The 14,322-nt window shown below is 40.9% G+C and carries 17 protein-coding genes and 2 riboswitches; of the genes, 12 read left to right on the forward strand and 5 right to left on the reverse strand.

Features of this window, described 5'->3' with window-relative positions; genetic code table 11:
* Positions 1 to 86 precede the first annotated feature (86 nt).
* A complete protein-coding gene (locus tag BA81_RS08145; RefSeq protein ID WP_034281508.1) occupies positions 87 to 515 on the forward strand; it encodes an organic hydroperoxide resistance protein in 429 nt (142 codons plus the stop codon).
* 33 nt (positions 516 to 548) lie between these two features.
* On the opposite strand, the gene BA81_RS08150 is transcribed toward BA81_RS08145, so the two are convergent.
* Entirely contained in the window at positions 549 to 995 is a 447-nt protein-coding gene (locus BA81_RS08150) for a MarR family winged helix-turn-helix transcriptional regulator (RefSeq protein WP_024424644.1), read from the reverse strand.
* A 161-nt stretch (positions 996 to 1,156) separates the two neighbouring features.
* On the opposite strand from BA81_RS08150, the gene ohrB reads away from it, so the two are divergent.
* Complete coding sequence (gene ohrB, locus BA81_RS08155; protein ID WP_034281509.1) at positions 1,157 to 1,573, forward strand: organic hydroperoxide resistance protein OhrB; 417 nt, start codon at positions 1,157 to 1,159, stop codon at positions 1,571 to 1,573.
* 58 nt (positions 1,574 to 1,631) lie between these two features.
* Here the strand turns inward: ohrB and guaD are convergent, their stop codons facing one another.
* The 3 genes from guaD to BA81_RS08170 form a co-directional block, all read right to left on the reverse strand.
* Positions 1,632 to 2,102, reverse strand: coding sequence for a guanine deaminase (guaD, locus tag BA81_RS08160; protein WP_034281510.1), 471 nt, complete (start codon positions 2,100 to 2,102; stop codon positions 1,632 to 1,634).
* A gap of 139 nt (positions 2,103 to 2,241) precedes the next feature.
* Positions 2,242 to 4,530 carry a 5-methyltetrahydropteroyltriglutamate--homocysteine S-methyltransferase gene (metE, locus tag BA81_RS08165; protein ID WP_034281511.1) on the reverse strand — a complete coding sequence of 763 codons (2,289 nt, stop codon included), beginning with the start codon at positions 4,528 to 4,530 and terminating at the stop codon, positions 2,242 to 2,244.
* Positions 4,531 to 4,680: 150 nt separating this feature from the next.
* A riboswitch (cobalamin riboswitch) is annotated at positions 4,681 to 4,872 on the reverse strand.
* 112 nt (positions 4,873 to 4,984) lie between these two features.
* A complete protein-coding gene (locus tag BA81_RS08170) occupies positions 4,985 to 5,944 on the reverse strand; it encodes a S8 family peptidase (RefSeq protein ID WP_024424648.1) in 960 nt (319 codons plus the stop codon).
* A gap of 443 nt (positions 5,945 to 6,387) precedes the next feature.
* Here BA81_RS08170 and BA81_RS08175 point away from each other — a divergent pair, with 443 nt between their 5' ends.
* The 7 genes from BA81_RS08175 (at position 6,388) to BA81_RS08205 (ending at position 12,582) form a co-directional block, all read left to right on the forward strand.
* On the forward strand, positions 6,388 to 7,074 hold the full coding sequence (locus tag BA81_RS08175) for a response regulator transcription factor (RefSeq protein ID WP_034281512.1): 687 nt from the start codon (positions 6,388 to 6,390) through the stop codon (positions 7,072 to 7,074).
* A gap of 3 nt (positions 7,075 to 7,077) precedes the next feature.
* Positions 7,078 to 8,427, forward strand: coding sequence for an ATP-binding protein (locus BA81_RS08180; protein ID WP_034281513.1), 1,350 nt, complete (start codon positions 7,078 to 7,080; stop codon positions 8,425 to 8,427).
* A gap of 66 nt (positions 8,428 to 8,493) precedes the next feature.
* Positions 8,494 to 9,183 (forward strand): PepSY domain-containing protein, encoded by a 690-nt coding sequence (locus BA81_RS08185; protein ID WP_034281514.1) that lies wholly within the window; start codon positions 8,494 to 8,496, stop codon positions 9,181 to 9,183.
* Positions 9,184 to 9,276: 93 nt separating this feature from the next.
* Positions 9,277 to 9,795, forward strand: a complete 519-nt coding sequence (locus BA81_RS08190; RefSeq protein WP_034281515.1) for a PepSY domain-containing protein — start codon at positions 9,277 to 9,279, stop codon at positions 9,793 to 9,795.
* A gap of 280 nt (positions 9,796 to 10,075) precedes the next feature.
* Complete coding sequence (locus BA81_RS19720) at positions 10,076 to 10,216, forward strand: hypothetical protein (protein ID WP_003212346.1); 141 nt, start codon at positions 10,076 to 10,078, stop codon at positions 10,214 to 10,216.
* A gap of 134 nt (positions 10,217 to 10,350) precedes the next feature.
* Positions 10,351 to 10,515, forward strand: a riboswitch (M-box (ykoK) riboswitch).
* Positions 10,516 to 10,722: 207 nt separating this feature from the next.
* Positions 10,723 to 12,081 (forward strand): magnesium transporter, encoded by a 1,359-nt coding sequence (mgtE, locus tag BA81_RS08200; protein WP_024424654.1) that lies wholly within the window; start codon positions 10,723 to 10,725, stop codon positions 12,079 to 12,081.
* Between the two features lie 102 nt (positions 12,082 to 12,183).
* A complete protein-coding gene (locus tag BA81_RS08205; RefSeq protein ID WP_034281516.1) occupies positions 12,184 to 12,582 on the forward strand; it encodes a membrane lipoprotein lipid attachment site-containing protein in 399 nt (132 codons plus the stop codon).
* A gap of 34 nt (positions 12,583 to 12,616) precedes the next feature.
* Here BA81_RS08205 and BA81_RS08210 read toward each other — a convergent pair whose 3' ends face one another.
* A complete protein-coding gene (locus BA81_RS08210) occupies positions 12,617 to 12,946 on the reverse strand; it encodes a MerR family transcriptional regulator (protein ID WP_024424656.1) in 330 nt (109 codons plus the stop codon).
* A 192-nt stretch (positions 12,947 to 13,138) separates the two neighbouring features.
* On the opposite strand from BA81_RS08210, the gene BA81_RS19725 reads away from it, so the two are divergent.
* The 3 genes from BA81_RS19725 (at position 13,139) to BA81_RS08220 (ending at position 14,317) form a co-directional block, all read left to right on the forward strand.
* Positions 13,139 to 13,294, forward strand: a complete 156-nt coding sequence (locus BA81_RS19725) for a hypothetical protein (protein WP_087975683.1) — start codon at positions 13,139 to 13,141, stop codon at positions 13,292 to 13,294.
* A 37-nt stretch (positions 13,295 to 13,331) separates the two neighbouring features.
* Positions 13,332 to 13,496: a stress protein gene (locus BA81_RS08215; RefSeq protein WP_034281517.1), complete on the forward strand. Its 165-nt coding sequence runs from the start codon at positions 13,332 to 13,334 to the stop codon at positions 13,494 to 13,496.
* A 356-nt stretch (positions 13,497 to 13,852) separates the two neighbouring features.
* Positions 13,853 to 14,317, forward strand: a complete 465-nt coding sequence (locus BA81_RS08220) for a MarR family winged helix-turn-helix transcriptional regulator (RefSeq protein ID WP_087975546.1) — start codon at positions 13,853 to 13,855, stop codon at positions 14,315 to 14,317.
* The last annotated feature ends 5 nt before the right edge of the window (positions 14,318 to 14,322 follow it).

Here is a 14,322-nt window from a genome sequence, read left to right on the forward strand (position 1 = left end):
AGAGTATTTATTGATTGACTCTACAATTTAAATTGTGTACAATTCAATTGTAGGAAATATTATTGGAGAGAAAGAGGGTTATATTCATGTCAGACGTTTTATTTACAGCAACGGTATCAGCTGTCGGAGGAAGAGAAGGTAAGGTTGTTTCAACAGATGGTGTACTTGAGCATGAGGTAGCAATGCCTGGAACACCAAGAGCAAAAAAAATTGAAAAAGCAACAAATCCAGAGCAATTATTCGCAGCAGGCTACTCTGCATGTTTTGATTCAGCCCTTCAAATGGTAGCAAGACAAGAGCGTATCCGTTTTGAAAGTGAAGTAACAGCACATGTCAGCTTATTAAAAGACAGTTCAGATGGCGGCTTCAAACTAGGTGTTCAATTAGAAGTAAAGGGAACTGGAATTGAGCAGTCTGCATTAGAAGAACTTGTTCATAAAGCGCACGGCGTATGCCCATATTCAAAAGCAACTCAAGGAAACATCGAAGTAGAACTAGTAGCTGTCGCACAATAATAGATATCAATAAAAGGCTGAGGGAACATTCCCTCAGCCTTTTGATTGTGTTAAATTTTGCAAAAGCTCATGTAAAGAGGCACGCAGTGTTTTTAGCTCTTCTTCCGATCTTCCTGTCCCAGTCAGCATGTGAGACGGAATCGCAGTGGCTTTTTCTTTTAGCTGCTCTCCATATTCCGTTAAACGAATTTGCACAGACCGCTCATCCTCTTTCGAACGTTCTCGGATAATGAGTCCGTTTTGCTCCATTCGTTTCAGCATGGGCGTGAGTGTACCGGAGTCTAAATAGAGAAGCTCTCCCATCGTTTTCACATTTAATGTTCCATGCTCCCACAATAAAAGCAGTGCCAAATATTGCGGATACGTAATGTTTAATTCTTCTAACAACGGTTTATACTGCTTCGTCATCTCTCGTGAACTTGCATATAACAAGAAACAAAGCTGATTTTCCAGCTTCATATGTTCAAATTCATTTGTCATGTCAGTCACCAACTATTTTTTGTCATACTTATCATTGTATAAGATTTTCTTCTTTTTTAAAATAAATACAGACGAAAAATGAAAAATTCTTCAATGTGCCATCAATGTTTGAGAAATGAAGAGAACGTGAAAAGGATGAATAGATGAAGGAGGAGATGAAGATGAAACCATTATTCACAGCAAAAGTAAAGGCGCAGCATGGAAGAGCTGGACATGTTCGTTCAGAGGATGGTGTGCTCGATCATAACATTGTCATGCCTAACGCTAAGAAAGATGGAGAGACTGGTACAAACCCAGAGCAATTATTTGCAGCAGGCTATGCAGCTTGTTTCGGAGGAGCACTTGAGCAGGTAGCGAAGAAGCAAGGGATAGAAATAGAATCGGAAGTAGAAGGACATGTCAGTCTTTTAAAAGATGAAAGTGACGGCGGTTTTAAGCTTGGCGTAAAGCTGATTGTATCTGCGAAAGGTCATGATCATGACAAAGTGAAAGAGCTTGTCCATGCTGCACATGAATTCTGTCCATATTCAAAAGCAACAAGAGGGAACATTGAAGTAGAGCTTGAAGTGGCTGAATAAAAAAGTTTTCTATCACGCTGAAAAGAGAAACACCTGCTGATGAGCAGGTGTTTCTTTTTTAATATTCTTTCTTTTGTTCGTATGCTTCCCATGCTTCAAATGGCGCAAGGGTTTTTTGAGGTGTCAGCTTGTAAAATGGTATATTTCTTGATTCGTATTCTTTGTTGATTTCTTCATAAATAAATGAGTCATCAAAACCAGAATCCGCTGCATCCTGATGCCCAGCGGCAAAATACACAGCTTTTGGTCTAGCCCAGTAAATAGCGCCAAGGCACATCGGACAAGGCTCGCAGCTTGTGTATAGAGTGCAGTCTTCTAATTGGTATGTATTCAGCGTCTGGCACGCCTTTCGAATGGCTGTGACTTCAGCATGTGCGGTTGGATCATTTGCTGTTGTCACGTTGTTGCTGCCCTCTGCAATAATCTGACCATCCTTGACAATGACTGCTCCAAAAGGGCCGCCAGTACCACTATTGACTCCTTCTACTGCAAGATCAATTGCTCGTTGTAAAAAATCTTCGTGATTCATTGTCTTCCTCCCTTTGTTCGACTGACTTCTCTAGTATAAACGAATCATGCTAGAAAAGAAATCATCATAGCAGGAGATCGAACAGGCCAAATTACGCATAAAAAACCCCTGCCGCGTTCAGCAGGGGAGGGACATTCAATTATGCATGCTGCGCCAGCTTTTTACGAGCGACTTCAGCAGCTGTGACCATGTTTTTCAAAGCAGCAATGGTTTCAGGCTCTTGTCTAGTTTTTAGACCACAATCCGGATTCACCCAGAAGCGATCTGTCGGACAAACGTTCAGCGCATCATCAATGATTTCGCTCATTTCTTCAACAGATGGAACGCGCGGGCTATGGATGTCATAAACGCCTAGTCCAAGTCCTTTCAAATACGGGTGTTTTTCTAAGTAATCGAGGAATCCGCCATGACTGCGTGAATGTTCAATTGTAATCACGTCAGCATCCAAGTCTTCGATTGTATCGACAATATCCTCGAAGTTACTGTAGCACATATGTGTATGAATTTGTGTTTCATTTTGAACGGATGATGTAGATAAACGGAATGACTCTGCTGCCCAGTTTAAATATTCTGCCCAATCACTTTCTTTGAGCGGAAGACCTTCTCTTAGCGCAGGCTCATCCACTTGGATCACTTGAATACCAGCTGCTTCTAAAGCTTCTACCTCTTTACGCAAAGCGAAAGCAATTTGGAAAGCAATGTCTTTGCGAGAGATATCCGTTCTTGGGAAAGACCAGTTTAAGATGGTAACAGGTCCTGTCAGCATGCCCTTGACTTTTTTCTCTGTTAAACTTTGTGCGTATACCGTCTCTTTCACTGTCATTGGCTCTGTAAACTCTACATCTCCATAAATGATTGGCGGCTTCACGCAGCGTGATCCATAGGATTGTACCCAAGCAAATTTTGTAAAGGCAAATCCGGCTAGCTTCTCACCGAAGTATTCAACCATGTCTGTACGTTCAAATTCCCCATGTACGAGCACATCCAGACCAATTTCTTCTTGAATATCAATCCATCGTTTTGTTTCTTTCTTAATAAACTCATCATACTCTGCATCTGTCCACTCATTTTTGCGCCACTTTTGACGAGCACTGCGCACTTCGGCAGACTGCGGGAAACTGCCAATTGTTGTTGTTGGAAGAAGCGGGAGCTCAAGAGATTCGTTTTGGATACGAAGGCGTTCTTCAAAGGCAGCTGGACGTTTAAAATCTTTCGATGAAAGATTGTTGCGTTCCGCTGTTAGATCCGCATTTGTTCCTTTTGCGAACTCTTTTAAGGTAAGAAGTGCTTGTGCTGCTTCGTTAATATCAGCATCAATGGCAGCTGCTCCTTTTGTTAAACCTTCTTTTAGTAATGTCAATTCAGCCAGCTTTTCAGTGGCATAAGACAGTCCGTTTAATAGTTTTTCTTCAAGCTGTTCGCTTGGGTGTTTGGCAACTGGCACATGCAGCAAGCTGCTTGATGGCTGCAGCCACACTTCTTTCGGCTGAACGTCAGCCATGACTTCAGAAATAAAGGATAATCTTTCGCCAAGGTCTGATCTCCAAATATTTCTTCCATCAATGACGCCTGCTGCTAAAATTTTATCTTTCGGGAAGCCGTGCTTTTTCACTTGATCAAGGTTGCGCCCTTGATCATGGACAAAATCAAGACCAATTGCTTCAACAGGATATGTGACAAGCTCTTCATACGCATCTACTGAATCAAAGTATGTTTGAAGAAGAATGTTCAAGCCAGGTACGGCTTCTTTGATCGTTTGATAAATTTCTTTTACGGATTTTACGTCTTCACTGGAAGCTGTGACAAGTGCAGGTTCATCAATTTGAACCCATTTGACGCCTGCTTCTTTAAGTTCTTTTAAAAGCTGAGTATAAAGCGGCACTAGACGCTGCTGGATTTCTTTCACTTCATTTGCTTCATAACCTTTAGAAAGTGAGACAAATGTATATAGACCAAGTACAACCGGTTTTGTTTCAACACCAAACGCCTTTTTCACCTTTTCGTAAGCTTCAAGCGGCTTGTTGTGTGTGAGTTTAAATTCTGTGCTTTTTTCGTATTCTGGAACGATGTAGTGATAGTTTGTATTAAACCATTTTGTCATTTCACTTGAGACGGCATCTTTTGTTCCTCTTGCCATCGCGAAGTATGTATCTAGCGGGTCTTTTAAGCTGCGGAAGCGCTCTGGAATCCAATTGAACATAACAGCGGTATCCAGCACGTGATCATAGAAGGTAAAGTCTCCAGAAGGAACAACATCAATTTGTTGATCGATTTGTGTTTTAATGGCAGTTAAAAATTGTTCATCCAGTGTGCTTAAGAGGGTTTCGCGGTCTGTTTGACCTTTCCAGTAAGACTCAAGTGCTTTTTTCCATTCTCTGTTTAAACCAATGCGCGGAAAGCCTAGATTACTTGTTTTAACAATTGTCAATTCCAATTCCTCCTCTAAATATAAAAAGACATTTACGCTCATGATCATGATTGATGAGGTAAATGTCTGGTTTAAAAGACAAAATGTGTGTGCGAAATAAGGCGTGAGTATCACTGACGCTTTTCCGACATCTCCTATCAACCGTAGGGGGTTTGATGTGATAGAGCGGCTGGTATCCTGGCTGGTGAATCTGCAAGCTTTTCATCCTTCCCATCCTAATGACAGTGGATTCCTGAGAAAAGCTCTCCTCACTCACAGTGGCGGGACCGCGCCGGATTTTCACCGGTCTTCCCAATTAAAATTCGACGTGTAATCGAATTACCGACTCTCAAACTATGAATTTATTGTGTTCGATTATATAACGTTCACTTCATTTCGTCAAAGTAAATTTTGAATAATTTTAATTAAAAAAATCCTGAGAAAATTCTATCTTTTCTCAGGACCTCTATTTAAGCTATAGAGATAAAAGATCTGCTTCTAATGTTTTTTCTAAAAGGACATCAGGCGCAGTTAAATATAAAAATCCATTCCCTACAAGGGCTTTCGACTGTTTTAATGGAAGGGTTCTTCTGACAAGCTGAGCATAAACCTCAGGCTCTGTCAGCTTGCGCTGGAACGCTTCTTCTTCGGCATTTTTAATAATGGCTAGTGCACCGCTTACGTGAGGGGCAGCCATTGAAGTCCCTGTGAGCCTGCCATATTTATGGTTAGGGAGAGTGGATAAAATGTCTTCTCCTGGAGCGACGAGGTCGATTTCTTTATTGGCGTTAGAAAATTCAGAGGATTCTCTAGCAAGGGAAACAGAACCGACGGCAATGACTTCATTGTATGCTGCTGGGTAGGAGAACTCTTCCGTACGCTCGTCCCCGTCCCCTTCATTTCCTGCTGCGCACACAACAAGCACACCGCTTTTTACCGCATTTTGAATGGCTTCCTGCAGGGCAGGCTCATTGCTTGGACCACCGAGAGACATAGAGATAATATCCACCTTCTGCTCTGCGGCATAGTTGATGCCATCAATGATCCACTCATATTTTCCGCTGCCATTTTCACCGCCAAGAACTTTCACGATGAGCAGCTTGGCTTCAGGGGCAACCCCTAAAATTCCGCCATTTTGATCGGTTGCGGCAATCGTTCCTGCTACATGGGTACCATGCCCATTATAGTCTTTTACATTTTCAGCATCTCCATCGTCATCATCGGTAAAGTTCTTCCCACCGATAATCTGATCTTTTAAGTCGGGATGCTCTGTGTCACAGCCTGTATCAAGGACAGCAATGGTTATGCCTTTTCCTTTGAAGCCACTTGACCAAAGTTCGGGTGCTTTAATCTCCTGAATACTTTCCGGCGTCTCTTTCGCTTCCATCACATTGGCTTTTACTTCATACGGAATTAAGCGAATTTCACCTTTCATAAGAAAGCCCTCCTTATTTTGTTTTCAAAGTAGATTCAGGCTGCATAATGTTATTGTATAAAAGAAACTTTTGATCGGAAAGGGTCAATTGTAATAATTTTTAAAATAATCAATCTATTATCAAAAGTGCAGTTCTCCTCACATATTGACGAAAGAGCTCACCTTTTGAAGAAAACTCTTGATATCATATGAAAAAGAAGGAAATGCTGCATAGTGAGGTTGCACCTGTACAGATGAAAATGGGTGAATAGAACTAAAAGAGGCAGACTAAAAAATAATGAGATGAAGTAACAAATTGAGAAGAAGGATCAAGTTAAATGTTTTTTCTCAAAAATAATTCCCTCCATAAAAAAATAGATGTGAAGATTGTGACTGTTCCAAATGAGAAAGGCAACATATAATAATGGAAAGACAAGCTTGCCTTTTAGATAGGAGAGATAGAGATGAACAAAGGGAAGATACTCGTAGTCGAAGATGAAAAGAAAATCGCAAGGGTACTGTCACTTGAACTTGAATATGAAGGATATGAGGTGACAGTCAAAGAGACAGGAATGGACGGGCTTCAGGCTCTTGAAGAAGACAGCTTCGATTTGGTGCTGCTTGACGTCATGCTTCCAGAGTTAAGCGGTCTTGAAGTGCTGAGAAGGGTTCGGAAAACAAATACAGCGACACCTATTATTTTGATTACAGCAAGGGGAAGTGTTCCTGATAAGGTAAGCGGGCTCGATCTTGGGGCGAATGATTATATAACAAAACCTTTTGACATAGAAGAATTATTAGCGCGAATTCGCGCACAGCTAAGGTTGAATATACATGCACAAGAAGAAAAGGAGACAGAGCTGAGCATAGCAGATTTAACGGTCAACGAGAAAACAAGAGAAATCCAAAGGGCTGGGCAAATGCTTGAACTCACACCGAGAGAATATGACCTGCTTGTCCACTTACTGAACCATCAGCAGCAAGTGCTCACAAGAGATCAGCTTTTAACAGCGGTTTGGGGTTTTGATTATTTCGGTGATACAAATGTGGTAGATGTCTATATCCGTTATTTAAGGAAAAAAATCGATTACCCATTCGAAAAACAGCTGATTCACACAGTGAGAGGTGTGGGTTATGTGATGAAAGGATAAAGAATGAGATTAAAAAATAAGATTCAGCTTTATACGTCGTTGTCTTTGTTTTTAATGGTGCTCTTGTTTCATACAGCCATTTATTTTATTTTTTCGATGACCTTGACGCAAAAAGATATGTCCCGCTTGTCTGAGGTGGCTGAAAATATTGCCATTGCTTTAAAAAAATCAGAGGAAGAGGGTCTTCCGTCCTCGGAGCTGCTGAAGGCGTACCTGCCTCAAAATGGTATGATCCGAGTCGTGACAGAAACGGGAGAGTCAAAACTGACTGTCACAAAGGAATCAACGTTTAGCTCACTGCCTTTTACATACGAATCTGGCCAGACAGCAGAAATCAAAGAATACAATAAGCATATGATTGCGTTCGCTGCTATTCCGGTCATTTGGACAAATGGTGAGATTATGTCGCTTCAAGTATATGAAGAAATCGAAAATACGGAAGAGAACTTAGCGTTATTAAAAATGATTTTAATCGCTACCGGCGTTTTGTTTATTGTGCTTTCCTATTTTGCAGGCCACGTTTTAACAAAGCAAATTGTCCGGCCGATTAGCAGAATGACGAATACCATGAAGGCAAGTATGAAAGAGAAGGCGTTTAAACGAATTGAATTAACAGGCGATTCAAAGGATGAACTATATCAAATGGGACAAACCTTTAATGAAATGTCCGAGATTCTCGAGAAGCATTATGAAAAAGAACAGCAATTTTTGCATGATGCCTCCCATGAATTGAAGACACCGATTACCGTCATTATGAGCTACAGCAATTTACTCAAACGCTGGGGGCAAACACGTCCAGAGGTTGTAGAAGAATCCTCCCAAGCGATTCATGATGAAGCGAAAAAAATGAAAAGACTGACAGATCAATTATTGACATTGGCGAAAAACGGCCAGCCGTTATACTTGGATATGAAGCCGGTTGATCTTGGTCATTTGTGCAAGCAGCTTTGTCATACACTTGAAGTGGCTACCAATCGAACGATTCAATCTCATGTGCAGACAGATCAGCCGCTGATCGCAGAAGGAGACGAAGAGAAAATCAAACAGCTTTTGACCATCTTAATTGATAATGCGGTCAAATATAGCAGAGAGCCAGTTGATGTGACCTGCGGATGGGCAGAAGACAAGCCTTTTATTTCAGTGATTGATCAAGGAATTGGCATAAAAGAAGAGGATCTGCCGAAAATCTTTGACCGCTTTTTCCGTGTGGATGAAGCGAGAAACAGTGAGACGGGCGGAACCGGACTCGGTCTTTCAATTGCGAAGCAAATTGCAGAAGAACATGAGGCCGAGCTGAAGGTAGACAGCCGTATCGGCGAAGGGACAGCCATGACCATTCTTTTTCAGAAATAAATGGGTCTTTTCTCATCAATTTCTCATTTCCTCCTTATAAAATAGGAAATAGGAAGGAGGCGCTGCATGTCTAGAAAAACGAAAATGGTGCTTGCGCTCGCAGGATGTCTTGTGATTCTTGCGGCCTTTGCAATGCTCATGATCCAAACCATTGATCAAAAAATATTAAGTGAAGCAGAAATGAAAAAAATGATCGCAAAAGACTACAATGGAAACATTACACATATTGATTTAATCAATCATAAACAGGACTATACAATGACGCTGGAAAATGCAAATGGCATCTATCAAATCATTGCATCTTCTGCAAGCGGTCAAATGAAAGAAATTAGACAGTTAAAAAGCTATCAAAAGCCAAATGAAAAAAATGCTGAGCTCCAGGCAGAAGAGGCGGCTGTTAAAAAGGTGAGCGGAACTGTCATTCAAAAAAAAGAGACGTCAGATCGTTTCATTTTTACCATCCAATCAAAAAAAGAATTATATCAAGTCGAGGTCGACAAACAGTCATTTAAGGTGCTTGAAGCAGAAAAGAAAAAACCAACCTCTAAAGAAAAGAAGCTTACGAAAATCACTGTCGAGGAAGCCATCCAAATTGCCGTCAAAGAAGTTGGCGGAACAGTGGATGATGCTGATCTTGAAACATTCAGCGGTATGCTCGTATTTGAGGTGGAGCTGGATTTGCCTGACGGAAGAGAGGCGGAGGTGCTTGTGAACGCCTATACAGGGGATATTGAGGGCATTACGTACGAAAACTAATCCTTTTCTCATGATATTCTCATGTTTCTTTCCTTCCTTTATCATCTTGTTTTCTTAAGATAGAGAAGAAATCAAACAGAGGAGGAATTGAACATGATGAAAAAAGTACTAGTAGCTACAGCATTAACGGGAACTCTTGTCGCAGGTGGTTTCACACTTCAAGCGCAAAATACAAATCAAACAGCAAACGCCGAGCAAGTCGTGCAAAAGAAATCGTCATTTGTTTCAAAGAAACAAGCTGAAAAAGCAGCCTTAAAAGTGGTGAAAGGCTATGTGGATGATGTGGATCTTGAGCGTAAAAAAGGAAAATGGGTGTATGAGGTCGAGATCAAAAAAGGCGGCTTTGAATATAAAGTATATGTCGATGCAAAAACTGGAAAAGCGATGAATGATCCAGTCAAAGAAAAGAAACAGAACGTGAAGATCACGAAAAAACAGGCTGAAAAAATGGCTCTTGCAAAAGTAAAAGGCACAGTCACTGATTCTGATCTAGATAAAGAAAATGGTGTGTACATTTACGAAATTGAAATCACAACACCAAGCGGCGAGGAAGTTGATTTTGAGATTTCCGCTAAAACAGGCAAAATCCTGAAGCAAGAATGGGATGATTAAGCTATGACCAAACCTTACACTTTCATGTGTAAGGTTTTCATCGTGTAGACAAACCCTCGCATTCTTTGTCAGTCCTGCGCTCCGGTGCTCACGAATGTCAAATTCGCTCCGCTCCGGTGCTCGCCCTTCCTAGACTGCAAAGGTTTTCTATCACGCTGAATAGAAGACAAAGGGCTAAATAAAGATCATTTTAGCCCTTTGTCAACAATCTGCAAACCTTACACTTTCATGTGTAAGGTTTTTTCATTGGGACAAACTACGGGAAAGGAGGCGAGAGAATATGAAGAAAAAAGAAGAAGAGCAAACAATGGATCACGCGGAATACGTTCCGCATCCTGATGGAGAAGGATATGCTTTGTTTTTGCATGATTCCTTTCATCTCCTCTCCCAAGAGGATATGAATCAGCCTGAAGAGGAATAAAAAGACATGAAAAGGGCGATGGCTGAGCTGTCTATCGCTCTTTTTTTTGAAAAGTAAGCGAATACATAAGGATACTTGGCATCTTGCTTATTGACATCATTCCGCTTTTTCTGTAATCTCAGTGTGTTAACAATATGAGACTTCGTTAGGTGAGGCTCCTGTATGGAGATACGCTGCTGCCCAAAAATGTCCAAAGACGCCAATGGGTCAACAGAAATCATCGACATAAGGTGATTTTTAATGCAGCTGGATTTTATCCTATGCCATACAGTGCTAAAGCTCTACGATTGAAGGAGCAAGTGTTTATTTTGTCATGCTTACAAAGCGCCTTCATTCGGTTGAAGGTGCTTTTTTATGAGAAAAGGAGGTGTGGGGATGGATCATCCCGATTCGAGACACATAGAGAGTATGTCAAAAGATCAGATTGACGCATCAGACAGAGGAGATCCTGACCCCGCACATTCTAAGGGATTCGGGTATCTCCTGACTTTGGGGAGGTAACAGCGATGATACAGAACATTACGTACGATGAACTCATTTTAAGAATCATTATTTTATTAAGAGATGGCAAACGCAAAGAATTTAAAAACATTATGGAAGAACTTCAGCCATATGATATGGCCTATTTATTTAAAGAACTTCCAGAAAAACACCGCGGCCGTTTCCTCAGCTTTTTAACAATCGATGATGTGACGGAAATGATGGGTGAGCTTGAGCGCGAATACCAAGAAATTGTGCTTGAAAAAGTAGGAAAAGACAAAGCCACCTTCGTCACAAACAAAATGGATAACGATGACCTAGCCAACTTGTTTGATGAAATGGATGATGAGCTGAAAGATCAGCTTTTATCAAACATGGAGGCAGAGGAATCAAAGGCCGTCCAGCTTCTCATGAATTATCCTGCTGAGACAGCAGGCCGGATCATGACCAACCGGTACGTATGGATTCCTCAGCACTATACGGTTCAGGACGCAGTTGTAAAGCTGAAAAGCTTTGCTGAAATTGCAGAATCGATCAACTATTTATATGTCATTAATGATCAAAAGCAGCTTGTAGGGGTTCTGTCGTACCGGGATCTCATTTTAGGTGAACCAGATGAAAAAGTGCAGGATCTTATGTTTACAAGAGTCATTGCCGTTGGAGCTTTTCAGGATCAGGAGGAAATCGCAAAGCTGATTGAACGGTATGATTTTCTTGCCATTCCTGTTGTAGAAGAGAACAATGTCCTGGTCGGAATCGTCACAGTCGATGATATCATTGATGTCGTCATTCAAGAGGCAGGAGAAGACTATGAGAAGTTCGCTGCCTCTGGTAAAGATATTACGTTCGACACGCCCGCTTTTGTGGCAGCATACCGGCGTCTCCCGTGGCTCATTTTGCTCTTATTCATTGGGCTGATTTCAGGCAGTATTTTAAATTACTTTGAAGATACCCTTCAGCAAGTCGTCGCCTTAGCCTTCTTCATGCCGATGATTGCCGGAATGACAGGGAATACAGGCACACAGTCGCTTGCGGTCGTCATTAGAGGACTTTCAAAAGAAGAATTAACGAAAAAAACCATTATGCGCCTGATTTTTAGAGAGCTCCGAACAAGTATTTACATTGGGATTGTCTGTTCCATCATTATTACAGTCGTCGCAATGGTGTGGCAGGGTAATATGATTTTAGGATTTGTTGTTGGTTCGTCACTGCTTGCCACACTGATTATTGGAACGATGGCAGGTACGATCGTGCCTATTATTTTACACAGATTAAACGTGGACCCTGCGATTGCATCTGGGCCGCTGATTACAACATTGAACGATATTTTATCACTGCTCATCTATTTTGGTATTGCGACAGCTTTCCTCCATACACTTATGTAGCAAGAAGACTGTAAAACATGACGTTTTACAGTCTTTTTTTGTATAAAGATTGCATATAGCGCTTCCATCCTTTACATTTTAAGGAGAAGGTGGGAGAGAAACATGAAGAAATTCTTATTCGTTTTGATATGTATGTTTTTGCTGAGTGCATGTCAAAGGGAGGACGAGGGGAAAGACCGAAGGCTAGTGGCTGCAGAGCATATGCTTGAAGCCATCACCGAAGGAAATAAAAGAAAAATGGAAGACATCTACGTCGAAGGCGCAGTCCCGAGCCCAGATGACATTCTGAAACTGAAAAAAGAATGGGGCATAGACACGCTTTCTTATGAGGATTTTCAATTGGAAGAAGCCAGCATTCATGTGTTCCACGCGAATTATGAAGATGCAAAAACCGGGAAGAAAAAGGCACTTGCCCTGCGGGTGAAAGAAGATCCTGAAAGAGGCGGCGTGCTGATTGACTTTGTAGGGGTTGTAGAAGGTACTGAAGCTTCCTCTAAATAAAAAGAATCGTTCAAAAGAGCGATTCTTTTTTTGTTTAACGATTTTTATACCGAAAGTGTGCGTTAATCTGGCCTTCCAGCATTTTTTTCTTAAATTGTCCGCTTTTTAGCGCTTGTTCTTTTTTCTTCATGTCTTTTAAAATTTCAGCTGTCTGCACACCGTCTTCTCGTTTATTGGCGATGTCCATCAAACGTTCAACATCTGCAAAAGAATATTTCCGTGTGCCTCTTGTTGAGCGCTGGGGGTAAATGAGTTTACGTTCCTCATAATATCGGATTTGCCTGACGGAAAGCCCTGTTAGCTCACTGACAATCCCGATTGAAATGACTTTTTTATCTTTATAAGATACATCTTCCTGCGTCATATACTCACCCCTGCAAGTCTTTTCTTCATATTATATAGAACGAGAAGGAAAAAAACCTATCGTTTGTTAGAAAATATAACACAAAAACGAAAAAAATGAAAAAACCATGGAAGGAAAGATAACAGGGAGTGTGCAATACATCTTACGGCGGCATATAATCATGGTGAGTTGACATAGGAGGAGGAGCATATGATGGAGCAAGCACAGATCATTCGTATGGCAAAAGAAATCATCGCATTAGATGTGAAGAGGGATGAATTGCTTGAGCAATTCATGCAGGCTGCAGGTCAGAATGCACATGCGCTTCTAAGAGCCATGCAAAATGATTTGTATAAGAAGTCTTCATAAGCACCCGATCCAAATCACTTGATAGGAGGGATAATCGGTGCGGCGTATATTAAAAGAAGCTTTAGCAAAGGAAAGACATTATTATACGAAGCAGCTATGTTCATTAGGGGTTTACAGCCCTGATGCGGCCAAGGACATGACAATTAGTGACTTAAAAAAAGAGTATCATTTCTTTTTCAACAAAACAGAGCGCTATTTGTAAAAATCCCTTGAAATGTGCGTATGTCACATAAAGGGTTCTTTTTTGTGTTTAATATTATAGCAATATTGAATTTTGTAGAAATTTGGCGAATGAAGTGTAAGAAACCATAGATTCTTTACAGATTTTGTTAAAGTGTGTCGCATCTTGATGGTTTGCTGAAAAAGCTTTTTTTCGAGATGATTGTGAAAAATAAGAAGGATTTTAAAAGTTTATATCGAAACCTTATACATAACACGAATGGAGTCACTTATGTGGTTGAAAGGGTTTTCAAAAACGTACTTCTATTTTTTACGAAAGGCTCCAACTGCACCGCAAGACAGCCTTGAAGTTAAAAAAATATTATAAGAGGTAGATATGTGATGAGACTATCGTTTAATGAAGAAGAAGTAGAACGCTCAATGACGCTTTACAAGGTTTTTGCAAGAGCATTTAAAAGCGTTTCAGAACACAGTATTAGAGACAGCAAAGAGCATGGATTCAATCCAACTGAATTTGCCGTTCTTGAATTACTGTACACAAGAGGTGCTCAAAAGCTTCAGCAAATCGGCTCAAGACTCCTGCTTGTCAGCGGGAATGTGACGTACGTAATTGACAAATTAGAACGAAATGGTTTCATTGAAAGAGAACAGGACCCCAAGGATAAACGGTCTGTTTATGCCCATTTAACGGAAAAAGGGCGAAGCTATCTTGACAAGATTTATCCGATCCACTCTCTTCGGATTGCGCGTGCATTCTCTGGTCTGACGCGTGAAGAGCAAGAGCAATTGATTAGTCTATTGAAAAAAGCAGGTATTCACAGTCAGCATTTATTATTTAGATAAAACGA

It is taken from the genome of Bacillus safensis FO-36b (genome assembly GCF_000691165.1).
GTDB classification, from domain to species: domain Bacteria; phylum Bacillota; class Bacilli; order Bacillales; family Bacillaceae; genus Bacillus; species Bacillus safensis.

Bases quoted from the DNA above. Each gene is read 5' to 3' on its own strand.
- BA81_RS08145 (WP_034281508.1), top strand. From the start codon at position 87: ATGTCAGACGTTTTATTTACAGCAACGGTATCAGCTGTCGGAGGAAGA.
- BA81_RS08150 (WP_024424644.1), bottom strand. From the start codon at position 995: ATGACAAATGAATTTGAACATATGAAGCTGGAAAATCAGCTTTGTTTC.
- ohrB (WP_034281509.1), top strand. From the start codon at position 1,157: ATGAAACCATTATTCACAGCAAAAGTAAAGGCGCAGCATGGAAGAGCT.
- guaD (WP_034281510.1), bottom strand. From the start codon at position 2,102: ATGAATCACGAAGATTTTTTACAACGAGCAATTGATCTTGCAGTAGAA.
- BA81_RS08170 (WP_024424648.1), bottom strand. From the start codon at position 5,944: ATGAAAGGTGAAATTCGCTTAATTCCGTATGAAGTAAAAGCCAATGTG.
- BA81_RS08175 (WP_034281512.1), top strand. From the start codon at position 6,388: ATGAACAAAGGGAAGATACTCGTAGTCGAAGATGAAAAGAAAATCGCA.
- BA81_RS08180 (WP_034281513.1), top strand. From the start codon at position 7,078: ATGAGATTAAAAAATAAGATTCAGCTTTATACGTCGTTGTCTTTGTTT.
- BA81_RS08185 (WP_034281514.1), top strand. From the start codon at position 8,494: ATGTCTAGAAAAACGAAAATGGTGCTTGCGCTCGCAGGATGTCTTGTG.
- BA81_RS08190 (WP_034281515.1), top strand. From the start codon at position 9,277: ATGATGAAAAAAGTACTAGTAGCTACAGCATTAACGGGAACTCTTGTC.
- BA81_RS19720 (WP_003212346.1), top strand. From the start codon at position 10,076: ATGAAGAAAAAAGAAGAAGAGCAAACAATGGATCACGCGGAATACGTT.
- mgtE (WP_024424654.1), top strand. From the start codon at position 10,723: ATGATACAGAACATTACGTACGATGAACTCATTTTAAGAATCATTATT.
- BA81_RS08205 (WP_034281516.1), top strand. From the start codon at position 12,184: ATGAAGAAATTCTTATTCGTTTTGATATGTATGTTTTTGCTGAGTGCA.
- BA81_RS08210 (WP_024424656.1), bottom strand. From the start codon at position 12,946: ATGACGCAGGAAGATGTATCTTATAAAGATAAAAAAGTCATTTCAATC.
- BA81_RS19725 (WP_087975683.1), top strand. From the start codon at position 13,139: ATGGAGCAAGCACAGATCATTCGTATGGCAAAAGAAATCATCGCATTA.